Origin of the sequence: Lentimonas sp. CC4 (assembly GCF_902728235.1) — a bacterium.
Lineage (GTDB): Bacteria > Verrucomicrobiota > Verrucomicrobiia > Opitutales > Coraliomargaritaceae > Lentimonas.
The window spans coordinates 1,164,433-1,187,670 of record NZ_CACVBO010000001.1 but is presented as its reverse complement, the minus strand read 5'-3'; the positions used below and the strand labels follow the sequence as shown (position 1 = coordinate 1,187,670).

The window sequence follows — 23,238 nt, the reverse complement described above, 5'->3', positions numbered from 1 at the left end:
AACCCCAGGATCTTCAGCCCTCAGGTTTCCGATCTCAGATCTCTGTCTCAGCTGCTCGTGTCATGCCCTTGGGGTGCTTTAGACTCAGTCTCACGGCTCAACACTCCGCGAAGACACTGACCGGCAACACTTCGATCTTCTCATCGAGCATGTAGCGTTTCGTTCCAGTGTAGGCGATGTATAGATGCTCCAAGGAGAGCAACTGCATTGCCGAACGCATCGAAGCGGTCACTTGCGGCTTATCTGTGAACTTACATTCCATGCCGATCCGCTTGCCATTAATAAACATCAATAGATCCAATTCCGCATCGCTCTGCGTTGACCAAAAATACTGATCCTCTGGTTGAAAATACTGTAACGCTTGCTCAATCACGAAGCCCTCCCACGACGCACCCAATTTCGGATGGGCGAGTAATTCCGCCTCGTTCGCAATGCCAAGTTGATAATGTAAGATGCCAGAATCCCGAAAATAAATCTTCGGCGATTTAACCTGACGCTTCTTAATATTCTCAAACCAAGGCTGTAACTGTCGCACCATGAACGCACCCGTCAATATATCCACATAGCGCTTTGCCGTAGGAGCCGTGATCCCCAGAGAACGTGAGAGCTCTGCATTATTTAAATTCTGCCCATGATAATGACTCAACATCTTCCAGAGGCGGCCAATTGCAGTCGGTGCAATTTCAAGCCCGAGCAAACCAAGGTCGCGCTCCAAAAAGTCACGACTGAAGTTCTTGCGCCAAAACACGCTCTCCGCCTCAGATGCAGCGAGAAAGGAACGCGGAAATCCGCCACGGATCCAAAGTGAGCGCAACGATGCCGTGCCCGTTTCACTAAGCGAAAATCCCGCCAGCTCAATTGTGGCGATTCGACCCGCCAGTGTCTCGGATGATTGACGCAACAGGTCAGGCGATGCGCTTCCCAGGATCAGGAACTGAGTTTGATTATTAGGCCGATCAATCAACACACGAAGCGTAGGGAAAAGATCTGGACGGCGCTGCACCTCATCGATCACCACAAGACCTGATAGGCTTCCCAAAGCAAAGGCTGCATTCTCCAGTCGAGCGACATCCGCCTCATCCTCAAGGTCGAAGTAATTCGGCGAATCAAAATCCACAAACTCACGTGCCAAGGTCGTTTTCCCACACTGCCTAGGCCCCACGAGGGCAACCGCTCGACTGAATTCCAGAGCATTGCGCAAAGTAGCGACTTCCCGCTCACGTGTCAGTGTTGAATGTGGAGTTGGCATAGACGTATGGAACCACCCTTGCCCATAAATGCAAATCGAAAATCATCTTTTCGATTTGCATTTATGCAGTATCAATAGATACCAATGCGGGAAGAATACTGAAACTACTTCAGTAGCTGCGCTCTTTAGACGCAGTTCTCAGAGCAACTCCGACGCACGTTTGCTGAAGCTGCACGCTACGAAATCTCGAAGTGGTGGCTGGCTCGCACCGAACAGAGGGTATTAGCTGAGCCTGCGGCTCAGAGTGAGGAGTGCGGTGTGAGGAGTGGGAAGTGGCTGTCTTCAGCTGCCGTTTGCTTATTCGTTTCCACGGTAGCCAGATGGCAACCAGCCAACTCCAGAACAACTCTCACTCATCATTATGGAGCGTAGGCCTCCGGCCTAACGACACCGCCTAGCCATGCGTCTCTGGAACCGCACGTTGGGCGAGACGCCCACGCTCCATAGTTGAATCTAAAAATCTTTTGATTCGATCATCCACAATAGTCGTATTAATAATACGACTATTGCGAATGATTCATGCACTAACAACGCTCAACTGCGCCCTCTTGCCCTTGACGCAGCGCGTAGGGCGAGACGCCCTACCTCCCAAAAACGACCACACACCAACTGCGCCAGCCTCCGTGTCTTCGTGACTCCGTGTGAAAAACAGCAGAGCCAGAGAGCAGGAGACAACACTCAACGTCCAACACATACCATTGCAAACAGAACGACATGCCCCAGTTCTCCCCTGAACACATCGGACTCGCTCTGTGTTAATTATGTGCCTTGGGTGCTCTGTGCTCTCTAGTGACCAACGGAAACGGGTGGTTAAAAAAGCAGAGCCTCAGAGCAGAAGATCGGCGTTTAATTTAAACGTTTGGTGCCATTTCTCCTGGCCCCATTTCTCCCCTCACTATCACGTCCCGAGCTCGTTTTTCCTTGATAATCAGAGCTTGAACTGCCCTAGCACACAGTGGATGATACATAAATGAAAAATCCCGAGGCAACATTGACGATGAAAGTCGTTCGTGGACGTAGCACACGTGCACCGATGCCACGATCAGCTGCTGCAAACATTTGGAGACGCTTTGATCGTTTACAACGAAGCCTCGCTCCCTTGAGAAAAGGACAACGCACAACAAGGGGCATTCATTATGGCAACGGATCTTGAGCCAAGAGATCCAGAATCCGGAGACTTGCTAAAAATTTGCGCGGCCCTGAATGCCGCAAATGCTTCTTATATTGTAATTGGCGGCATGGCCATGGTCGCACATGGATTCAATCGAGGCACTGAAGATATTGACCTCTTAGTTGACCGAGCAGTTGAGAATATACAAAAGCTCCGGCAAGCACTATCGATCCTACCTGATAATGCCGTTCGCGAGGTGCGCGATTCAGATATTGAAGAGTATGGCGTCGTTCGTGTCGCCGATGAGGTTGTGGTTGATTTAATGGGCACCGCATGCGGCATTGATTTCCAAACAGCACAGGATCGTGTTGTATGGAAAGAATTTGAAGGTGTTCGTATCCCCTTTGCCACACCAGAGCTGCTATTGGAAACGAAGCAAACCGTCCGCGAAAAAGACGCAATCGACCGCCTCTACCTAAAGCGGATTTTAAGCGAGAGTGACAGTTAGCTTGGTGAGGGGCGACGGAGTCGCTGTTCCTAGTTCGACCACAAGCAGGAGGATGGACACTCCTGCCCATACGCAGAGACAGAGATCAAAGGACAGAGACTAGAAGTCAGAAATCGGAGGACAACACTCAGAGGCCAAAAGTCAGAGACCAAAGGAAACGAAGGGTAGCTAAAGCAACCGGCGGAGCCTTCAGGACGAGCTTCTCGCAGAGAGCTTGTTGTCATTCCAATCAGTTTAACCGGGAGATCTCAATCGCCTGTCCCTAAAAATGTCCCCCGACTCTTAAATTCACAGCATAAAAAACGTTAGCCGTATCGCTAAAAGAAAACCCGCACAATGCGGGTTCTCAATCATTCAAAAGCCAGCCACCACGACATAACAAGCGCGCAGCGCTGCACTCACACTCTAATCGCGTGGGACGTAGTCCTTTACGCGATCACTCTCCGCGCAACGCGCGCGCCCATTCCTTCGCCAAGGCATCCTGCCCCAAATGCGCATACGCATACGCCGCTCGCGCTTTTCCAATAAGCCCTCGGGATCGGCACTGATCTGATCCAGCGCCGCCGCAAGCCCCGCAACATCGCCCGGCGCCACGAACCAGCCTCAACCCTAACCGAGTGAGACGAAGTCTTTTACGCGGTCAAATCCACCAAATCCGAATCTTCCGGTGCGATTGCGAGGATCGCCAAACACATTCAGGTGCCTGTCCCTAAAAAATCCCTGTCCCTAAAAAATCCCCTAAAATGACATTGATTCGATCATTCACAATAGTCGTATTATTAATACGACTATCGAGTATAATTAAAGCACCTACGACGCCACGGAGGCTTAACCAGCGCGAAGTGCACCCAGCACTCAACCCGAGGGCGGAGCCAACAGGCACAAAAAAGCCCGCAGATGCGGGCTTTTGAAAATAGAATGGCTTCCACCTATACGCCTGCGGCGTCTTGTAGCACTTGCTCAAACTTAACAGCCATCGCATCACGACTAAATTGAGACTCTGCTAGCGCTCTTGCATTTCGACTCATTTCAGCAACCAATGTTGGATTTCCTTTCAATTCAATCAGACGGTCAGCGAACGCTCCAGCATCCCCTGGTGCCACCGCATAGCCGCACTGATTATCATGCACTAGTCCAGCAATCCAACCAGTCATGTTTGTCAACACAGGCTTGCCTGCCGCAAGTGAATCAAGCGTTTTCAATTTCCTGTCCCCTAAAATGCCCTTCGCGCTGTCGCCTTACGACTAGTGACCAACGGGAACGGGTGGTTCAAAAAATACAGAGCCTCCGTCAGTGTTTGTTCCTTCACTTACCCATAGGCCTCCCCACCAACCCAAAATCCACTGAATGCAGCTCAATAAAATCATCCTTTGACTGCCGGTAATTCCAAAAATTTATGCGGAGATCATACGCTCCGACAGGTGCGGCGATAGGAATCACCACGCGTGTAAACCCATCACTTTGCCCGGCAGGAAACATCAATGGGATGTCGGCCTGGAACTGGTGCCCCGCAATGTCAGACCACAATAATTGCACCTGTATACGGCAATCCCCACTTACAGAATACTCAGCTTCAAAGTCTAACACGTAGGACTTCTCTCCGATCACAGGAAAAACAGAACCCATCACACAATAATCTGCACCGGAAATCCGCACCCCTGCACCGTCATCAATGCGATCCACCACGAAATGCTCACTCGGTCTCACTTTAAAATGCCAACCGGAAACCGAAGGCAAGGCAGGCCCTGGAAACTTCCTCGGATTCAGAGTCTGACCTTTGCTACTCAGGCTTGGATTGGATCGCATTGAAACAAACGCCTCGCCGGCAGCCTCCAACTCCAAAGCCACATCAGCCACCTGTTGATACTCAGAAGGCACTTCCACAGCCGAAATCACACCAGAATGCGCCAGCGCAGCAAGTGCCACCGGTAGCGGATCGGATTGTGGCAGCTTTACAAAATCATTCAATCGGCGGTGCATCGGCTGTTGAATCAACGCAGCAGCATAATGCTTAAACTCGCTTCGAGCCGTCACAAACCGAGCCACCAAGCTAGGCAACTCATCCGCCTCGCCACGATCATTCAGCACCGCTAGGCTCACATTCAGCATCCCGACACGTGCTCCTTGATAGGCAGCATAGTGCTCCGTCAAGCGGAAGGCATCGGATACTACTTGCACGCGTTCCAATCGACGAGTATCTGCTTCAACCAGCAGCGCTGCCGCTTCCAACTGCTCACGCATTGCACGCAGTGTCGCTTCCGAGAACAGCGCGATCCCTGCCTCATTCTGAAAGAATTTAATCCAGCCGGCCTCCCCTTCATACTCATTACGCTGCAACTCCGCTAATTCATAAAACGCCTGCATCGGCTCAGCTGCTGCACCAAAGAAGTTTGCGTAGAACTCACTCAGCAGATCATTCACATCCTCAGTCGGATCCCACAGCAACTGCGCCATCAACCAAGCCTTGGGGCCATCCAAGCCCCAAGAGGCCGGCAGCTTGGCGTGAAACGCAGTGACGCCCTGTTCACTCATGTAACGCAGACTCTCTGCCATCCATTGACTAAATTGACGCGGATACGGATAAGCTGGCCCATAGTAATAGTCCCACGTCGCAACGCGCTCAGCGCCCGAATCGCACCACCTTCGAATCAAGGCCTGATCCTCCGCACGATAAGCGGGGTCATGCCATTGCGCTCGATCCGAAGTCAGGATCGGCATGACGCGCGGGTGTAATTGGAACTCAGGCGACTGCTCCGTCCAATAATACGCCAACTGCGTCAGATAACGTGGGCGACCATCCGTTGTCCAGAGCAGCGCATCCTCCTCGAACACCTGCTCGGCTACAGCATTCATAAATCTGAAGACTAACTCTGTATAATTCGGACGCCCTCGAAAATACTGTAAGGGCTCCACCACTGCCTGCGTCGCAGCAGACTCATCAAACTTCATCGTATCATTCAATGACAGTGAAATACTCGTGCGCTCCGGATACGCCTCAAAATACGAACGCACCGCATCCGCTGCGATTTCAACTGTCCTGGGATTGGTAAAATCAGGCTGCGCACCACGCGAACGGCTTCCCTTAGGGGCTTTACGCACCCCGTCAATCAATGGAAATACATCCGGCTCCTGCTCATATAACTCAGGCGTAAAAATCGTCGCTAAGGCATGACTGAAATCATAATCCTGCACCAATCGATTGCGGGTCTGAAAGACCCCAGCCTGCCCTGGCACTCCCCGCTGAATAAATGCCGGAGCTTGGTCCCACCGGCGCTCAGGAAACAAGCGCATCGGCTCACCCACAAACTCAAGGCCTAACTCTCCAGGCCAATACCACCGTGCCCCTAAGACATCCCGACACAAGGTATAGATTCCATTGACAAAGCCCTCATCCGTTGCCGCCTCCACGAAGACACGTGTGCGCTCGCGATGAATATTCAGTCGATCCCATGGTAGCCTATTACGACGTAACACGATCGAGTTCTTTGGGGAAGTTCCCAGCGGCATGTCACGAACCTCAAGGCTCACATCATAGCGTAGCTGCATCAATTCCTTCAAATCCTCCACAGCAGTCAGCAGAGTATCACCTGCATCACAAGGAAGCACCAGGTATTCAATTGCTGACATTCGCAGCTGCTCTGAACCTAGATCGCGATCATTCCGCCAAGAAGGCGCACGCCCCGCAAAGGCCAAGATCGGCACACAAAGCATAATTAAATAACGACACATGCAATCAAGCATACCGACCACTACATCTCAAGAAAGCACAAAAAAGCCCGCACACGGCGGGCTTTTCGAAACAATGACCAGACATTCTATCAATTCGCTTTTAGATGCATGGCTTTCAGCATTTGTTCTGTCACCTTTTCGACATCATAGAGTTCTTCAGCCATGGCACGACTTGCCTTGCCCATTGTCTCCACTAAACTCGGATCCTTCAAAAAGGACTCCAATGCAACAGTCAGCGCTTCAGAGTCACGCGGTGGAATCAAATAACCATTCTCCCCCTCATTCACCGTCTCTTTACAGCCACGAGTATTGCAGGTCACGATCGGACGTCCCATCGACAAGCTCTCAAGAATGGTGCGAGGCACGCCTTCCATATAAAATGATGGAAGCACAAACACGCTCATTTCACGCAAATACGGGCGCACATCCTTTGTCACTCCATGATACTTGATATAGCCCTCAGACACCCACTCGTCGAGCTGAGCCTGAGTAATTGCAGCAGGGTTCGAATCCAACGCCCCTAAGATACCAAACTCAACGCGCTCACCATACTTCGCCTTCAAGGCTTTTGCGGCTGCGGCATACTCAATCAGTCCCTTATCTCGGATCAGACGACCGATAAACAAAAAGCGAATCGGATCCACAGGAGGAGCTGAACACTCAAACTCATTTAGATCCACCCCTGAGCCATTCACGCGCACCGCCGTCGTATTCGGACCAATCAAGTGACACTCTCTAAAAGTCTGCAAATCATCTGGGTTCTGAAAAAACAAGACCTCCACTCGCTTCAGAGCAAAACGGTAAAGCGGAAACACCATCTGCTGTAGAATTTTCTTTATGAACGAAGGATTCGGAGCAAATAGATAGCCGACACCAGGGATCAGCGCATGTATTGTCTTCACGCCAGCAAACCGAGCGGCTAAACTGCCGTAAATCACAGGCTTGATATTATATGAGAAAACAAGATCTGGCTGTTCAGTTTTAAGAAACTTTTTCAACTTCAGAAAATAAGCTAAATCTGCAAACGGATTCATCCCCGTCCGCTCCAAAGCAATAGCCTGATAATCAATCCCTAGCGTCTTCAGTTGCTCAACCTCAGATGCTTCATGGTCAGGTGCTGAAGCCGTAACGTGATCCGCATTCGCAACAAACCCCTGAAGCAAACGCTTCCTAAAATTGAGGAATGAATCACACTTCCCGCTAAATACGATTACTTTTTTCATTTACTATAGAATACAGAATAGACGCCAACCGTTCGGATAGCGCACGATCATCAAATCGCTTTAAGTTCTCGTGACCACGAGCGACTAAATCAGCCAAGAATACCGAATCACTCATGATACGGTGTATACCAGCTTCGAGCTCATCGATCGACTCAGGGTCTACCAATAACGCAGCATCGCCTGCGACTTCAGGAAGTGCTGAAGAATTCGATGTAATGACAGGCGTCCCCGCCGCCATCGCTTCTAAGACCGGGATACCAAACCCTTCGTGTAGGGATGGGAATAAAAACAACTCGGCTTTCTGATACAAGCCAGGTAAGTATTGATCCTCTACAAAACCAGTTACTAAGACATCCTTCGCATATTCAGTCCCAGCGAGCGCATCTTCAATCAAAGTGGTGAATGATGCGTTGGCCTTGCCAACGATCACCAAAGCAATACTGCGACCATCCTTAGCACGATACCTTGAGTAAGCACTAATGATACGCTTCAAATTCTTTCGAGGTTCCAAATGGCCAACACAAAGAAAATAGTCCCTTCCATCCAAGAATTGATCTACATTTGAAGGTAGCGCATTCTCTTCACTCATAAATGCGCGGGCATCAAATGAGTTATAAACAACCTCGACTTTCGAAGGATCCGCCCAGCCATTCTCAACGATATCCTGCTTCGTAAACTCAGAAACTGCCACGATTTGATCCACTCGCTTGAGCGTATAAGGAACCAAAGTCTTCAAAAAAATCAGTCGGAAACGTGAATAAGTCTCTGGTTGCGTGATAAAGCGTAAGTCATGCACTGTAAAACATGTCTTGGCACGCATCGAAGATAGAGGATAATATAGATCTACAAATAAGTCGACCTGTTGCGTCTTCAAATAGCCCGAAAATAGACACTTCGAAAGTAAGACTCGTTTCCACGTCGAATTAGAAGGAATTCGGGTCTGCACAATAGCATGAACCCCAGATCCCTCTAACCACTGCTGCACTTCAGAATAGTCGCAATCAGAGGCAATGAACACGACAGACTTCACTCCGCGTTCCAAGAGATTCCGAATCACCAAAGGAAGCATGACACGCTCACGGCGAACGCCCCCCGTCATTCCTTTAAAGCTCAACACCTGGTTAAATCCAACGATCATTTAAGTAATCTTTTCACTGTCGAATTGACGACTTTTAATATGTAGATGACGTATGCTTTCCATACTGGAAATCCATGCCGAACAGAAACCTTACGAAATTGCCGAAAACTCTCGACATAGTTAACATCTGAGACACCTCCAGGCTCCATTTTTGTGAGCACGTAATCATGACGCAAAGCAGGAAATTTCTTTAAGAGACGAAGCAAATAATCATAGTCGCCTGCAATTGAATACTCGAGGGAGAAGGCCCCCACCTCAGCCACCTGATCACGATGTAGAATCGTTGCAGGCTGCATGAGATAACAACCGACATTCAAACGTTCACGATCATAGATAAATGCCTTCGTCTCATACCCATCGCTTTTCAACGACCACTGATATAAGTCAAAATAGTTCAGCACACCTTTCCGTAATCTGGATAGCGCAACAGACAATGCATCATCAGACGCATAGATATCACCTGCATTCAAAAAGTGAAGCCACTCCCCTTGCGCATTTGAAAATCCCTTATTCATCGCATCATATATTCCACGATCCGACTCACTAACATAACCATCGATTCGACCTTCCTCACTAGCGCACTCTAAATACTGGCGAGTTCCATCAGTCGATGCTCCATCCACGATAATATGCTGCAATTCACACAACTTCCGCTGTGCAATGACAGAATCAACTGTCCGACTCAACCCCTCGAAATCATTAAAACAGACTGTTATTACTGTAATCACGAACGACTCAACTGTTCTGTAGATCTGAGATCTAACCGTTTCACCAATACCGCTGGATTCCCTGCAACGATCGTCCCGGGTTCAACATCCTTGGTAACCACAGAACCAGCAGCAACAACACTATCCGCCCCAATGTGCACGCCTTTTAATATTATTGAATTCATCCCAAGAAAGGCGCGCGACTCAACTACAACCGGTGCATGCTTTGCGTGCATATCATCCCCACCCGGTTGGTTACGCTCGCAGGCTAGAAGAGGATGAAAATCAGAATCGACGATCATAACTCCAGAACCAAGTAAAACATCGTCTCCAATAGTAATTTTCTCCCTTGAACATAAGACCACACCACTCATCCCAACATTTGAGCCGACCTCAATCAACGCCCCAGGCCCCATCGTTCTAAAAATGCAAGGCCGCGAAACCCCAAGCGGAGTGAAGCGAGAATTCGAATAAACCTTAACATTCTCTCCCAGTCTGATTTCTGAATTTTCACACATTGAGATAATTGGCATGCCTAACACTCTCAAGCCACGTCCGAACTTAACACCCACACCACTGAATATAATTGGCCCAAGCAATTTATACCAAAACCCACGATATACAAATCGAGTAATTTGACATGCAATTTGAAATATCCCTAGAAAAGCCTTCATATTTTTTAATTCAGATGTGCCCAGCGAGGCCCTCCTTGAACAGGGAACCTTGCAAACAAACGTATAAATAAGACAGAAATCCATAAATACGGATACCAATAATTAGATATAATAACGTAGTGTAAAAGAAGAGCCATCAATCCAGCAAGTAATAGGTAGCTGCCACATTTACGGACGACACCAAGCAATTTGAATAAGTAAACTAGGAAAACACTGGCACCCAAAACTCCAACCGCAACCAGCCACTCAGAATACAAACTAAGCAGTCCCATATACATAATCACAGAGTCCTTACTATAGCCCACTTTACCCATGATAGATGTAGTCCCCCAGCCGACTCCAAACGGGTAATTCGTGATTAATCCAAAAGTATTTATGTATGCTTGTCGTCGCTCTAAACCACTACCGATATCTCCGTCTCCGGTCAGCATCGTTGTCGCCTTCGCAAACATTCGTTTGATGACCATCTCTAAATAGCCGTCAAATGCAAAGTTTGCAATGAGCAGAGCAATAGCACCAAGAAGGCAAACCGAGATCAGTAGCTTTAACTTGCGAGTGATAATACAAATAATGACAATTGATATAGGCGCTGTGATCATTCCAATCGAACTCCCCAAGATGAATACCGCAATCGCACATAGCGCAGCAATCAGATATGCATAAACAGACTTAACAATACCTGTTGAGCTCACATATAGCATCACTGGCATGCCAAGCTCAAAAATCAATGAACTATGTCCCGACTCTTCTGATAAGCCACGGGGCCGATAGAATTCCTTCACATCCCCCCAACCAGACCAGCCGCGTCCCACCATGTTTCGGAGATCTGACTTATGCGGTATAGAGTTAAAATAAAATCCACCAAAATAATTCCTAGAAATATATTCCAGAACGATAAACACGCCATACCAGAGTAGCATAAACGCAAACATCCGCACAAGGAAGCTCACATCTTTCTCGTCGCTAATCAGCCTCAATGGGATGAACAAGTAACCCAACAATACCACGGGCAGAACCAATGTGTGCGAAACATTATTATACCTAAAATCGACTGGGCTGAACACAATCGCCAAGATACCAAAAGCCCACCCCACAACCAGCAGACCGTCATACCCCTCAAACATCTTCCCCTTACGTTGACCATCAAAGACAGTGTAAGGAAATATCATGAACAATGAGATAATTAAAGGCCATGGGAGATACGGATGTATGATATAAGCATCCGTAAACGGCAGGCTCAGACAAAATATCGCAATTAAAAATTTCTTGATCATATAACAAATAATTCACTCAGAGATGCAAATAGCACTACGAATCTAAATCTCCATTGTTTGGTTCAAATCTATCCAAATTTTCACGTATCCACTTCTCATCATTTTCCCACCACTTTTCCGCCAAAAGTCGCCCACGCTTACTCTCTGAAAAACGATACCGAATATGCTTTGCTGGCACACCAGCTACTATTGAATAATCATCCACATTCTTATTCACGATAGCTCCTGCCCCAATGACTGCACCGTGCCCAATTCGCACGCCTCCAACAATAATGGCACGCGCACCGATCCACACATCATTGCCAACTTCCAGATAATAGGATCTCTCGTCATCCACATAACTAAATTCCTCAAACAGTTGCTTGTCAGCATAAGTAAAACCCGATTGCCCCATCTTTGAATAAAAACATGGATGCGTTGATAAACGGCCATCCAATGGATGCGTCCCAGGAAGCAGCATGACATCTGGACCAATAGAGCAATAACGCCCAATATGACTACTAGGGAGAAAGCTACGTGGGCCTATATACGAACCAAAACCGATCTTAGAGCTTCTGACATTTGCAAGCGGATAGATTTTGCTACGACCTTCGAAGATCGCCTTAAATGCATTAGAAGAGAAGCAGAGCTTCACATGCTTCTTTCGATCCTCTATTACTAATCTGGGATCAGACAGGTATCGTCTTATATAATTTACCACCATCGCAGTAGCCTCTGAACAATTAAATTGTAGATAACGGGAATCATTCTCCTGCCACCAAGCCATCGCAAATCATACATAAAATCACGTAACACTCCATTTGTCTCTCGAACTCCAGATACCTGCCCCAACGAAATACCATCCCCCTCGCACTTCAGAAGTAAATTCATCACACGAGGCCTCAGTCGCAACGCATAAGTTGCAGATACATCAATACACTCCCGAACAGTTAAAATAGACGCTTCTGGTGGGTATCTCGTTAAGTCACGACAACCGAACAAATCCATAACATCTACATTTTGTGCCAGTGGGGCGTCCAACTTCGATAAAGACTCCACTGTCATTTCGAAATATACATCATAGTAAAGCGCCTGCGAGTCATCCAACGTCATAGGTAAGCAGCATTCCGCCAGCGGAAGTTGGTATGTATTATTAGCCCGCCCGACATTTGTCCCAGTGTCATTAAAATTAGTCGAATAAGAGACATTAGGATACACAAAGAAGAGTGACTCATCTACCATGTATTTAAGGTAATACTTAAGCCATGAGCATTCAGGCCACCTAGATACATACTCTGGAATATCTAAGTCCTTTGTATGATTGGCGTCGATATCATACCAAGCTCGAAATGACTCCCATTGCTGACATGTCCACACTTGCCCCCACGACTGCGGAAACTGCATGTAGAAATAGTCAACACCATTACTCACCGGTTCAAACCGAGCACCGCAATTTACATTGATTGCATGCTTATATAAAGAAATGCCAGCCACTACTTTAGAATCAGAAAACTGACGAAGTGAGCACAATACGTATTCATAGAAATACCGCGAAACCCCAATATCATCCTCAAGCATGATAATCTCTCCGTATTTTTTCGTTAGATCTCCACAACTCAGAATATGCTTCCGCAGCCCCATATTTGCAGGGTGAAGAATCACTTCCTTTTCTCCATGCTTCCATTCAAAATCGGCAGCCAACTGACAGACAGTATCACTGCCGCCACCATCAATTGAGATCACCAATCTCACCCCTCCAGATGGATAAAAGGCATAATTTAACATGCTCAAAAGTCGGCTTAAAGAACCAGGTCGATTGTATCCCGCGACTACTATTACTGGTAAACTCATACGCTATAAATCTGAAGATCCCGAAATAAGGACGAAGCACAAACTAAAATTATCATGACACAACTCGATCGCGAATGTGGTAGAACTGGCTTACTACCAATTAAAAACACATTACAGTTCCCCGAAACTGCAACCAGACCGTAGTGTCTCTATGAACTCAACGATACATACCTCAAAATAAATCGTTTTTAATCTAATTTCACTACCCTTCTAATCGATACCATCACGGACACGTAATCCATCATCACCCCAGCTATGATTGCCTCATGAAATCCAGTAATTCAACTGTCCGCTGTAAACTAAGTTCGACGCTAAAGTGCCGTTGAACGAGTTCTTTGTTCTCGAGAGCGCAATCATCACTAATACTGAGTAATCTACGTTTTTTTGAACCTGCGCCCACAATACCTTTGATATCGCAAAAATGAAACCCTAGGCGCTTTAATGCAATTGAGACAGTGCTCTCTGGCCTCAAATAAACAGTCGCACCCATCGATAGAGTCATGAGGGTATTCCCAAGAGCTTGCTGTCGGCAATGATTCATAAACACATGTCCACACTGCATCAAGAGCTCATGATAGTCATCCAATGCCATGAATTCCGTGATCGGAACAAATTGATCACCAAACAGCTCATGTCCAGCTTGTATCACGGCATCACGATATTCCTTCGTTGAGCCATAATTTAAAGGAACAATGATCTGTTGACCTTCTTCCAATTTCACATTTTCATATATATCGTAAAACAGGTCAATATGGTTATTCGTCACTGCGGATGAATTCCCGAGTAATATCGATTCTCCCAATGAACCTCGCTTACCAATTTCGATGGCTTGATCCATCCCCATCCCGACCATTCCGGTAATACATTTGGTATTGGCATGAATCAGTCGTTTTTGCTTCAACATTTCCAATTCTTCATGGATAGGAAACAATGCAACGTCAATACGAGTTGCGACAGCTTTAGCGCAGATCCTCAAGCGACGGCGACGGCCCAATAGTCCATAAACCAACCATCGTAAACGGGCTTTTAGAGTCAAAGTTAACTGCGCAGTTCGTGGAAGAAGTAAATATGTCGGGGACGATTGAAGGAGGCCATAAGCCTCAAAGCCCCAAAGATAGTAGGCGCATTTGACATCAGGGGGTAGCACACCGAGATACGCGGCCAAGTGCGCCAGCATACCATTTAGAATGACCCCCTCCCAATCATTTCGAGCCCCAACAATCACCGCTAATTCTTCGGGATTACAGACTGACTGAAAATCATCTCCCGCGACGGACTTAGTGCCTGGGTGTCTCAAGACAACATAGCAATGCTGGTTTGGCGATACTCGCTCAAAACGCATTTTTATTCGCTGAGGAAATTTAGACTCATTAAAAATCAAATGTAAAAACATACTCTAAAAATCAATTATCTTATTAAGAATGCACTACTCAACGACTAAATATTAGCCGACCAAGCCAGGATCCACACGGAACTCGCGACAAAACAGTCCTCAATTCTCCATGAACCCCTAAAGCAACAGCGCGCAATCCAAACGTGAACACAAAAATCGCTGCCATAAGAGACGACACCAGTCCAATGAGATCGAATATAGGGAATAGTGATAACACAAACCCTGCAACTGCCCAAATCACTAGAGCTAAGAGTGCGATTGGCAGGACATCCCGTATTTGTTGGCCAAATGTGTAGCCGATAAATCGTCCTGAAAAATAAGTATTCAAGAACAACGCCAAGAATGAAGTTATAATCATACCATAGATCATTGCAGTGATCCCTATACGATAAGTCAGTAGGATGTTAACTAGAACCATCACCTTCTTTATGATTTCAAGTCGGAGAAACAGATCAGAACGACCAAGTCCCATCAACGCACTTAAATTCAACGCATGTAGCGGATAGAGTGCGCCGACAATACAGAGTAATTTCAAATATTCAGCCGAAGGCAGCCACTTATCTCCAATCAGTAAGACTATCATGGGCTCCGCGACAACATACATAACTGCCATCAATGGAAAGGCAATCAAAGCACCTAATTGCACAGCTTTACTCAACCCACGACGCATTCGTTCAGGCTCATCCTGTAATGTCGAGAACAGAGGAAAGGCGATACGGCCAAGAATCGCCTGCATATTAGTCATCGGTAACTGCTGAAACCCCTTTGCGCGTTGATAATACCCCACTTCAATCGGTAAATAACACTTTCCAATGACTAAAACATAGATATTTTGAAATACTTGATCGAGCACTCCTGACACGGCCAAACGCCATCCAAAAGGAAAAATCCTGGCAAGACTGCCGAAGCAAAAAAGCAATTGAGGGCGCCACCCTGAGACAACGAAGAGGAACGCTGAGCTCAATACTGCACCTAAAATTTGATATACGACTAATGCCCAAACTCCAGCGCCATTCCACGCTAGGTAGATTGACACTGAACCAGCAAGAAAAGTGGTAGGCAGGCCCACGTAGCATAATTTCTTAAAGTCCATCGCACGTTGTATCAACGCTTGATGCACTCCACCCAATGCTCCAAAAATCAGCGATAACGATAGCCAGCGTAAAATTGGAACAAGCAATGGCTGCTCGTAGAAAATAGCAATCATTGGGGCAACCCCGCAAAGGAGTAACGCCATCAACAGCGCAATCACCATGTTTGTATAAAACACAGTCGACAAATCAACTGCACTCACAGTCTTCTGTTGAACAATCGCTTGAGAAAAGCCTGCATTGACCACCACGCGACTGATCACAATAAAGACCACAACCATCGCGATAAGACCGAACTGCTCCGGGGCCAATAGTCGAGCCAGCACAAGCTGCACAATAAAAGCACAGCCTTGCTGCCCGAAGCGTTCAAAGGCACTCCAGATAACACCTGAAGTGGCTTGCTGACGCAATGAACCTAGATTCCCCACAAGCTATTCGTGAACACGAAGTATCTTCCCTGGATTACCAATAACGACACCGCCCTCAGGCACATCCTTCAGCACGACAGAGCCCATTCCTACTACGGAATATTTCCCAATAGTAATCTTCTCGCGCGTAGAAGCATTGGTTCCGACATGCGTGCCATATCCAACCCGAACATTCGCTCCGATACAGGCATTATTGGCAATGGAGACATAATCCTCTAATACAGAATCATGGCCGACAAAACTGTTGGGAAGCATAATACAATTATCCCCTAATGTGGTGTCAGCACTCAACTGTGCCAACGGACATATCAAAGAGCCTGCTCCAATCTGACAATAATCCTGAGGAATGACAGCCGTGGGATCAATGATACTCAATAAGCGATCCTTAGGGATATTCAACGATTTCAGCTTACTCGTGGTTTCACGCTCATTGGTCATTCCAATATAGGCGATAAACACACGCGCATCATATTTCTTAATTAAATCATGAATGTCTTCCGATGGCCCTAAAACGGGATATTTCTTGTATTTTCCGATTTCGGTTCCAACTGGAACGACATCATTAAGAAAACCGCACATACGGAAACCTCCGACGCGATCCAAGATCGAAGATGCAATCATTCCGATTCCACTGCCGCCCAACATAATTACATTAGTGTCTGCCATAACTTATCCTTTATTTGATTATTATCTTAAAAAAATTCACTTCATATGTCCTCGTTGTGCGAGTGCAATACGTTCGGCCTTCGCTAGAACTTTAGTCGCACGTTTCCACATTGGTGGGCCGACTAACTTGCCGTCCAACAATGTCGTCCCCTGTCCTTTTTCGCTGCTTTCTCGAATTGCATCCATGATACGCTTCGCTTCTGAAATATCCTCTTCAGAGGGGGAAAAGACTTCGTTCGCCACATCAATTTGAGTGGGGTGCAGTAGCAATTGACCGGAAAATCCAAGCTCGCGCGCCTGCTCAACCTCACGACGGAAGCCTTCAGGGTTACGGATATCAAGAAACGGCGTATCGAGCACGTCCATGTGTGCAGAGCGAGCCGCAATCACAATTAAGGAGCGTGGCACGATCAAACTTGTGCCGTGCTCTTTGTGCAGACCATCCAAATCGGTCAGGTAATCCTCTCCACCAAATGCGAGGCCGATCATACGTGTAGAAGCGGTCGCAATCTGATGAGCACGTAGAATCGCGGAGCCCATTTCAATCAATGGAAGCATTTTGAATTTTCCAACAGGGAATCCGTGGTCGTGCTCATACTGAGTCAGCAGCTTATCGAAATAGATAATATCGTTCTCATCCCGCACTTTGGTAAACATGAAACCAGTTGTGTTTTCATGAATAGTGGCGTCCAAATCCTTCGTCAACAATCCGGACTCAATGTCATTCACGCGAATGAATGTCTGCTGCGGAAATTTGTTTTGATCCAAGTATTCCCGTATGTATGTTCGGGCGTCATCTTTACAGGGTTCAGGCACAGAATCTTCCAAATCAAGTAAGAGCGCGTCCGCACGAAAACTGACGGCTTTATCGAGAAATTTACGCGTGAAGCCGGGCACAAACATCGCGCTACGTAAACTACCTCGTGTTTCCTTGTTATCTTGTAAGTCCATGATGATCGCTAAATTGCTGAATGGTTTGAAGTTTCTTGAGTTTCGGGGGCGAGATGATCTCTCCGGCGATTTTTAAATAGCCGGATTCGATATCCGTAGAATTACAATTTTCAGTGATCGAAGCCGCTTTATTTAAAACCGCTTCAGAAGGAGAAAATCCCTTATTAATCGGACTAATTTGACTCGGATGTATGGAGAATTTCCCATTAAAACCTGCCGATCGGGCATCGTTGATATCAGACTTCAATTGCGGCCCACCGATGATATCGGTGGAAATCGTATCAATGGCGTCAATCCCATAGGCCAATGCGGCCAGTGCAATCTTACTTCGGATGTGATCGACCAGTTTTTCCAGCTGTGAAGTTTCAAAGATGGAATGACTGAGAAAATCTTCCAATCCAAGCCCCACCGCCCGCAAAACTTTGAGTTCAAGGATTGCATCTAATGCGTTGAGCCCAGCAGCATCTTCAATCAGCCCGATAATACGGCGAGAGCGATCAAATCGGTAAAAATCGACAGACTGTGTTAACGCTTTGGCAGAGGTAACCTTTGGCAAGACGACCCCCAATTGCGGGTATTTTCCAATCAAGATTCGTTCGGACGCCGCAAGAGAATCGTCACAACCATTCAACCGAATGAAAACTTTACTTAAATCTTCTTGTTTCCCCACCCATGCTTCAAATGAAGCCAAAGCCGCCGGCTTTTCGTCGCGCGAAACGGCATCTTCCAGATCGAAGACATACACATCCGCCCCCAAAGAGTCGGTTCGATCAAACAGCTTCGGCCGATTCGCTGGGATGAAATGATAAGAGCGATCAAACATTGCGCTTAGGCACTAACACACGGCGACGAAAAGTCAGCACACGTTCATCCTTCTGATTAAAGGCGCGCGTCTCGACATAAACAATGCCGCGATCATTGCGGCTATTCGTTTCACGCATCTCTAGGACCTCGGTTTCCGCATGAATCGTATCTCCGAGGTGCACAGGGCCATCGTGATTTACAGCTTCATACATGAGGTTTGCCACTGCCCGACCACTGATATCCGCAACTGTCAAGCCAACCACCAGTGAAAAGACCAGTGTGCCAACGACTAACACCTGACCATGCTGCGCCTGCTCCGCATACTGCTGATCAAGATGAACCGGATGGTGATTCATCGTGAGTAAACTAAATAGGTTATTATCACTCTCGGTAATGGTTTTACGCACACTGTGATGATAAATCGCGCCTGCTCCAAAATCTTCGAAGTAGCGCCCGAATGGAATTTCTTTAATTGGGTTCATTGATTTTTTATTCTGCTAAAAGTATTGAAAGAATCTCTTCAGTTGTCGCCTGCTCTTGAGTCGCCGAAAGAGGAAGACAAGCGATCCGACTTGCTATATTTCTAGATACCTCGGTGACTTCTCCCACCATCGAAGTCAGCACGTGCTCCAAGCTCGGGTAAAAATAGCGACGGGCAAAGATCCCGGAATCGTTCATTTTTCCCATGGCCTTCAGTAGTTTTGCTTCAGACTCAAAGATTACAGGGTAATAAGAATAGTTTCTGGATGCCCCCTGACGATAAACAAGAGCTCGAAGACTTGAGGGCTGAAAGCTGAAGGCCCTATCGAAGGCATCGCAAACCGCCTTTCGATTACCTAGAATCTCCTCGACATGATTTAAATTACACAAGCCCATGGCAGCGTGTAACTCACTCATTTTTGCATTGGTGCCGACGCCATGAAACGCCTCCGTGCCTTTATGCCCGAAGCGACGCATCCACTCCATCTTCTCGGAAACCGCAGAGTCTTTGGCGACGATAAAGCCGCCTTCAACGGCGTGCATCAACTTCGTGGCATGCAGGCTAACCATAGAGGCATCGCCATATTCCAAAATACTCTTTCCTTTGTAAGTCACACCAAAAGCATGTGCTGCATCATAAATAACCGCCAATCCATGTTTTGCCCCGAGCGCATCAAGTGCCTCGACATCGCAGGGGTTGCCAAACACGTGTGTCGCAAGAATTGCTTCCGTTTCTGAAGTGATCTCAGCTTCAACCGCTTGCGGGTCAATTGTCAGTGTATCGGGTTCGATATCGGCAAACTTGACTGTGCAGCCTTCCCATAACGGGCAAGCTGTCGTCGCAACGTAGGAAAACGGTGTGGTGACCACCTCCCCTTTTACATCGAGCGCTTTGAGTGCGATCTGCAACCCAAGTGCTCCATTAGTCACGCAATGCACTGGTGTTGACAGCGAATGATAGGCTTGAAGCTTTTGCTCAAACTCTTGAACCAGCGGCCCTTGGTTTGTCAGCCAATTGCGCTCCCAAATCCCTTTGAGATACTCTACGTATTCTTCAAAGGGAGGGAGGAAAGGTTCTGTTACGTTAATTCGTTTCATGTGAACTGCGAAGCAGTTGTTCGAGTGTATAGTTTTTAGTTCGAGCCCCTAAAGTGTGGCAACACGCTTAAGATAATCGCCGTATCCGGATTTGGCGTATTTCTCAGCTAACCCCATGAGCTGTTCACTAGTGATAAACTTGGAGTAGTAGGCGACCTCTTCGATACAGCCAATTTTGGTATCTTGCCGCTCTTCGATCACACGAACAAAGGTAGAGGCTTCATTAAGGGAGGCGAACGTGCCCGTATCGAGCCATGCAACACCGCGATTGAATACGCCGACCTTCAGCATCTTACGCTCAAGGTAAACTTGATTGACTGTTGTAATCTCGTATTCACCACGCGCAGAAGGCTCGATGGTTTCGGCTATTTCAACCACGTCATTATCATAGAAATAAAGTCCAGGAACGGCAAAATTTGATTTGGGTTCGGCCGGCTTCTCTTCGAGAGAAATGGCATTCTTTTGATCGTCAAACTCGACGACACCATAGCGTTCAGGATCATGCACCGGAGCGGCAAAAATGACGGCACCGTCGGGATCGGTATTGCGGCGCACTAATTCACCAAAACCGGAACCGTAGAAGATATTATCGCCGAGCACTAGGGCGACCTTGTCGTCACCAATAAACTTTTTACCAAGCACGAAAGCCTGAGCGAGCCCATTGGGCACTTCCTGAATGGTATACTCGAATCGGCAACCGAGCTCAGAACCATTGCCGAGCAAACGCTTGAAGGCAGCCTGATCCTCAGGGGTGGTGATGATCAGTATTTCGTTAATCCCAGCCAGCATGAGGACAGACAGCGGATAATAAATCATCGGCTTGTCGTAGATCGGCATGAGCTGCTTCGATACGGCAAGTGTGATTGGGTGGAGGCGGGAGCCGGCACCGCCGGCGAGTATGATTCCTTTCATAAAGATCGTAGATTATTGATTAAAGATTAGGGATTCCTGATTACAAATGATGGAGAGCTGATTATTGATTCAAGATTCCCAATGAGGGATTAGTGATGACGGGTTATTTACTCCTGAAAGGCCTACTTTTTAGTCTGACGAAGGTATTTAGCAAAGCCCCCTAATTGACGGGAAATACTCTTACATTGTCCACAGCGTTCATCGACGACCGAAACTCTATCATTTTCAACCGCTGGGCGAGGCGATACATACTTCTCACTTCACCAGAAGATCCCTTTGCAATGTCAAGGAACCTGGCAAACTCGGGGTTCGTGGCCCGCTCAGCTCCTTCCGCAATGTTGTTGCTGACCGAAACCGCTGCTCGCTTGATTTGATCACAAAACGAATAGTCCTTCACTGCTGCGAAATCAGTATAAACTGAAACGGCCAGATCTTGGCCATCCTGCCACACTTCCATCTCTTCAAAGTCTTGATGTGTCTTCATTCTCTCAATGATCATTTGGATTTCATTAATCCGCAATCAACAATCCTTAATCAGCCTTCCCCCAAACGCTCTAACTGATACGAACCATCCAGGATAGACTCCCACCACTGACGATTCTCGAGATACCACTTTACCGTTTTACGAAAACCGCTTTCAAAGTCTTCTTTGGGTTCCCAGCCGAGTTCGTCGCGGATCTTCGTGGGATCGATCGCGTAGCGCATGTCGTGACCGGGTCTGTCAGTTACGAAAGTGATCAATCGTTCGTAACTGACAGAGTTCGAGAGCGAACCGCTCTGCGGTTGTTCGAGTTGTGAGTCTTTGATTTCTGCATCGCTCGAACTAGCAACTTGTGACTCGAACTTTGCATCCTTAGGATGCAACTCATCCATTAATCGGCAGAGCGATTGAACGAGTTCCAGGTTCGTCCGCTCATTATTACCCCCGATGTTGTAGGTCTCGCCCACTCGGCCTTTGGTGACGACGGTGTAGAGTGCTTCGGCGTGGTCGGTCACATACAACCAGTCGCGGATGTTTTCGCCTTTACCGTAAACGGGGATTGGTTCGCCGCGGAGGCATTTGAGAATGACGACAGGGATCAGCTTTTCTGGAAATTGATACGGCCCGTAATTGTTTGAGCAATTCGTGACTAATACTGGCAAGCCGTAGGTATCGGCCCAGGAGCGTGCGAGGTGATCGGACGCAGCTTTAGATGCGGAATACGGGGAATGCGGGTCGTAAGCGTGCGTTTCAGAGAAGCCAGGCGCGTCGGATGCAAGTGAGCCGTAGACTTCGTCGGTAGACACATGAAGAAATCGAAAATCCGATTTCTTCATGTCGTTCGAGTTACTAGTTTCGAGTTCGAGCAATGAACTACTCTCGGACTCTGAGTCAGACTCCACACTCGAACTCGAAACTCGAACTGCTTCAGGCAAGCTGCGCCAGTAGGCTAAGCTTGCCTGAAGTAAATTAAAAGTGCCGACGATGTTGGTCTGAATGAACTCTCCGGGGCCGTCGATGGAGCGGTCGACGTGGCTCTCAGCGGCGAGGTGCATGACCGTGTCGGGCTGGTGCTTTGCAAAGACTGCGTTGAGGGCTGCGGCATCACAGAGGTCGACTTGCTCAAAGGTATAGTTCGGGTTGCCTTCGAGGTCGGCGAGTGACTCGGCGTTGCCGGCATATGTGAGCTTATCGAGGTTGATGACGGATTCGCCTTTTTCTCCTACGAGAAGACGAACGAGATTCGATCCGATGAAACCGGATCCGCCTGTGACTAAAATTTTACTCATAAAATTTAATGACTAATGGATGATGAATAATGGCGACGCAAAGTTGTTTGTTGATTGTGCGGCCTCGGATATTGATTGCCGCCAGTGCTCAGCACTTTGCGAGAGAACTAAAACGACTGTTTGGCTTTCTGCCATTCATAGAATTGTTCCTTTCGCCGCCCAAAGGGCACCCGCTTCACTCACCCTTCACTACGTTCCGGGC

Annotated in this window: 22 protein-coding genes; 1 reads left to right on the top strand and 21 read right to left on the bottom strand. The window is 47.5% G+C overall.

What is annotated here, in order from left to right; genetic code table 11:
• Window positions 1–97: 97 nt before the first annotated feature.
• A complete protein-coding gene (locus GZZ87_RS05230; protein ID WP_162026082.1) occupies window positions 98–1,249 on the bottom strand; it encodes an ATP-binding protein in 1,152 nt (383 codons plus the stop codon).
• A gap of 1,136 nt (window positions 1,250–2,385) precedes the next feature.
• Between GZZ87_RS05230 and GZZ87_RS05225 the strand changes: the two genes are divergently transcribed.
• The gene (locus tag GZZ87_RS05225; protein WP_244648011.1) at window positions 2,386–2,868 is read left to right on the top strand and encodes a nucleotidyl transferase AbiEii/AbiGii toxin family protein; all 483 of its coding nucleotides are present in this window, start codon (window positions 2,386–2,388) and stop codon (window positions 2,866–2,868) included.
• Window positions 2,869–3,273: 405 nt separating this feature from the next.
• On the opposite strand, the gene GZZ87_RS19700 is transcribed toward GZZ87_RS05225, so the two are convergent.
• The 20 genes from GZZ87_RS19700 to rfbB form a co-directional block, all read right to left on the bottom strand.
• Entirely contained in the window at window positions 3,274–3,462 is a 189-nt protein-coding gene (locus GZZ87_RS19700) for a hypothetical protein (RefSeq protein WP_162026083.1), read from the bottom strand.
• Between the two features lie 335 nt (window positions 3,463–3,797).
• Complete coding sequence (locus GZZ87_RS05220; RefSeq protein ID WP_162026084.1) at window positions 3,798–4,070, bottom strand: glycosyltransferase; 273 nt, start codon at window positions 4,068–4,070, stop codon at window positions 3,798–3,800.
• A gap of 103 nt (window positions 4,071–4,173) precedes the next feature.
• A complete protein-coding gene (locus tag GZZ87_RS05215) occupies window positions 4,174–6,495 on the bottom strand; it encodes a DUF4838 domain-containing protein (protein ID WP_162026085.1) in 2,322 nt (773 codons plus the stop codon).
• A gap of 191 nt (window positions 6,496–6,686) precedes the next feature.
• Window positions 6,687–7,820, bottom strand: a complete 1,134-nt coding sequence (locus GZZ87_RS05210) for a glycosyltransferase family 4 protein (RefSeq protein ID WP_162026086.1) — start codon at window positions 7,818–7,820, stop codon at window positions 6,687–6,689.
• A complete protein-coding gene (locus GZZ87_RS05205) occupies window positions 7,798–8,958 on the bottom strand; it encodes a glycosyltransferase family 1 protein (RefSeq protein WP_162026087.1) in 1,161 nt (386 codons plus the stop codon). The genes GZZ87_RS05210 and GZZ87_RS05205 overlap by 23 nt, the downstream gene beginning before the upstream one ends.
• Window positions 8,955–9,686, bottom strand: coding sequence for a glycosyltransferase (locus tag GZZ87_RS05200; protein ID WP_162026088.1), 732 nt, complete (start codon window positions 9,684–9,686; stop codon window positions 8,955–8,957). The genes GZZ87_RS05205 and GZZ87_RS05200 overlap by 4 nt, the downstream gene beginning before the upstream one ends.
• Entirely contained in the window at window positions 9,683–10,339 is a 657-nt protein-coding gene (locus GZZ87_RS05195) for an acyltransferase (RefSeq protein ID WP_162026089.1), read from the bottom strand. Before GZZ87_RS05195 ends, GZZ87_RS05200 begins: the two co-directional genes overlap by 4 nt.
• A gap of 5 nt (window positions 10,340–10,344) precedes the next feature.
• Window positions 10,345–11,613: an O-antigen ligase family protein gene (locus GZZ87_RS05190; protein ID WP_162026090.1), complete on the bottom strand. Its 1,269-nt coding sequence runs from the start codon at window positions 11,611–11,613 to the stop codon at window positions 10,345–10,347.
• 34 nt (window positions 11,614–11,647) lie between these two features.
• Window positions 11,648–12,247 carry a CatB-related O-acetyltransferase gene (locus GZZ87_RS05185; RefSeq protein WP_162026091.1) on the bottom strand — a complete coding sequence of 200 codons (600 nt, stop codon included), beginning with the start codon at window positions 12,245–12,247 and terminating at the stop codon, window positions 11,648–11,650.
• Window positions 12,248–12,306: 59 nt separating this feature from the next.
• Window positions 12,307–13,377, bottom strand: coding sequence for a hypothetical protein (locus tag GZZ87_RS05180; protein WP_162026092.1), 1,071 nt, complete (start codon window positions 13,375–13,377; stop codon window positions 12,307–12,309).
• A gap of 319 nt (window positions 13,378–13,696) precedes the next feature.
• Window positions 13,697–14,836, bottom strand: a complete 1,140-nt coding sequence (locus tag GZZ87_RS05175; RefSeq protein ID WP_162026093.1) for a TDP-N-acetylfucosamine:lipid II N-acetylfucosaminyltransferase — start codon at window positions 14,834–14,836, stop codon at window positions 13,697–13,699.
• A gap of 37 nt (window positions 14,837–14,873) precedes the next feature.
• Window positions 14,874–16,337, bottom strand: coding sequence for a lipopolysaccharide biosynthesis protein (locus GZZ87_RS05170; RefSeq protein ID WP_162026094.1), 1,464 nt, complete (start codon window positions 16,335–16,337; stop codon window positions 14,874–14,876).
• Between the two features lie 21 nt (window positions 16,338–16,358).
• The gene (locus GZZ87_RS05165; RefSeq protein WP_162026095.1) at window positions 16,359–17,021 is read right to left on the bottom strand and encodes an acetyltransferase; all 663 of its coding nucleotides are present in this window, start codon (window positions 17,019–17,021) and stop codon (window positions 16,359–16,361) included.
• A 36-nt stretch (window positions 17,022–17,057) separates the two neighbouring features.
• Window positions 17,058–17,972 carry a CoA ester lyase gene (locus GZZ87_RS05160; RefSeq protein WP_162026096.1) on the bottom strand — a complete coding sequence of 305 codons (915 nt, stop codon included), beginning with the start codon at window positions 17,970–17,972 and terminating at the stop codon, window positions 17,058–17,060.
• Window positions 17,956–18,795: an aldolase/citrate lyase family protein gene (locus GZZ87_RS05155; RefSeq protein WP_162026097.1), complete on the bottom strand. Its 840-nt coding sequence runs from the start codon at window positions 18,793–18,795 to the stop codon at window positions 17,956–17,958. The genes GZZ87_RS05160 and GZZ87_RS05155 overlap by 17 nt, the downstream gene beginning before the upstream one ends.
• On the bottom strand, window positions 18,788–19,258 hold the full coding sequence (locus GZZ87_RS05150; RefSeq protein ID WP_162026098.1) for a MaoC family dehydratase: 471 nt from the start codon (window positions 19,256–19,258) through the stop codon (window positions 18,788–18,790). Before GZZ87_RS05150 ends, GZZ87_RS05155 begins: the two co-directional genes overlap by 8 nt.
• Window positions 19,259–19,265: 7 nt before the next feature.
• Complete coding sequence (locus GZZ87_RS05145; RefSeq protein ID WP_162026099.1) at window positions 19,266–20,354, bottom strand: DegT/DnrJ/EryC1/StrS family aminotransferase; 1,089 nt, start codon at window positions 20,352–20,354, stop codon at window positions 19,266–19,268.
• A gap of 48 nt (window positions 20,355–20,402) precedes the next feature.
• Window positions 20,403–21,266: a glucose-1-phosphate thymidylyltransferase RfbA gene (gene rfbA, locus GZZ87_RS05140; RefSeq protein ID WP_162026100.1), complete on the bottom strand. Its 864-nt coding sequence runs from the start codon at window positions 21,264–21,266 to the stop codon at window positions 20,403–20,405.
• A 160-nt stretch (window positions 21,267–21,426) separates the two neighbouring features.
• Window positions 21,427–21,750 (bottom strand): four helix bundle protein, encoded by a 324-nt coding sequence (locus GZZ87_RS05135; RefSeq protein ID WP_162026101.1) that lies wholly within the window; start codon window positions 21,748–21,750, stop codon window positions 21,427–21,429.
• Window positions 21,751–21,800: 50 nt separating this feature from the next.
• Window positions 21,801–23,036 carry a dTDP-glucose 4,6-dehydratase gene (gene rfbB, locus GZZ87_RS05130; RefSeq protein ID WP_162026102.1) on the bottom strand — a complete coding sequence of 412 codons (1,236 nt, stop codon included), beginning with the start codon at window positions 23,034–23,036 and terminating at the stop codon, window positions 21,801–21,803.
• Window positions 23,037–23,238 lie beyond the last annotated feature (202 nt).

Bases quoted from the DNA above. Each gene is read 5' to 3' on its own strand.
- GZZ87_RS05150 (WP_162026098.1), bottom strand. From the start codon at position 19,258: ATGAACCCAATTAAAGAAATTCCATTCGGGCGCTACTTCGAAGATTTT.
- rfbB (WP_162026102.1), bottom strand. From the start codon at position 23,036: ATGAGTAAAATTTTAGTCACAGGCGGATCCGGTTTCATCGGATCGAAT.
- GZZ87_RS05195 (WP_162026089.1), bottom strand. From the start codon at position 10,339: ATGAAGGCTTTTCTAGGGATATTTCAAATTGCATGTCAAATTACTCGA.
- GZZ87_RS05145 (WP_162026099.1), bottom strand. From the start codon at position 20,354: ATGAAACGAATTAACGTAACAGAACCTTTCCTCCCTCCCTTTGAAGAA.
- GZZ87_RS05215 (WP_162026085.1), bottom strand. From the start codon at position 6,495: ATGTCAGCAATTGAATACCTGGTGCTTCCTTGTGATGCAGGTGATACT.
- GZZ87_RS05210 (WP_162026086.1), bottom strand. From the start codon at position 7,820: ATGAAAAAAGTAATCGTATTTAGCGGGAAGTGTGATTCATTCCTCAAT.
- GZZ87_RS05190 (WP_162026090.1), bottom strand. From the start codon at position 11,613: ATGATCAAGAAATTTTTAATTGCGATATTTTGTCTGAGCCTGCCGTTT.
- GZZ87_RS05160 (WP_162026096.1), bottom strand. From the start codon at position 17,972: ATGGACTTACAAGATAACAAGGAAACACGAGGTAGTTTACGTAGCGCG.
- GZZ87_RS05205 (WP_162026087.1), bottom strand. From the start codon at position 8,958: ATGATCGTTGGATTTAACCAGGTGTTGAGCTTTAAAGGAATGACGGGG.
- GZZ87_RS05155 (WP_162026097.1), bottom strand. From the start codon at position 18,795: ATGTTTGATCGCTCTTATCATTTCATCCCAGCGAATCGGCCGAAGCTG.
- GZZ87_RS05175 (WP_162026093.1), bottom strand. From the start codon at position 14,836: ATGTTTTTACATTTGATTTTTAATGAGTCTAAATTTCCTCAGCGAATA.
- GZZ87_RS05230 (WP_162026082.1), bottom strand. From the start codon at position 1,249: ATGCCAACTCCACATTCAACACTGACACGTGAGCGGGAAGTCGCTACT.
- GZZ87_RS05180 (WP_162026092.1), bottom strand. From the start codon at position 13,377: ATGTTAAATTATGCCTTTTATCCATCTGGAGGGGTGAGATTGGTGATC.
- GZZ87_RS05165 (WP_162026095.1), bottom strand. From the start codon at position 17,021: ATGGCAGACACTAATGTAATTATGTTGGGCGGCAGTGGAATCGGAATG.
- rfbA (WP_162026100.1), bottom strand. From the start codon at position 21,266: ATGAAAGGAATCATACTCGCCGGCGGTGCCGGCTCCCGCCTCCACCCA.
- GZZ87_RS05225 (WP_244648011.1), top strand. From the start codon at position 2,386: ATGGCAACGGATCTTGAGCCAAGAGATCCAGAATCCGGAGACTTGCTA.
- GZZ87_RS05135 (WP_162026101.1), bottom strand. From the start codon at position 21,750: ATGAAGACACATCAAGACTTTGAAGAGATGGAAGTGTGGCAGGATGGC.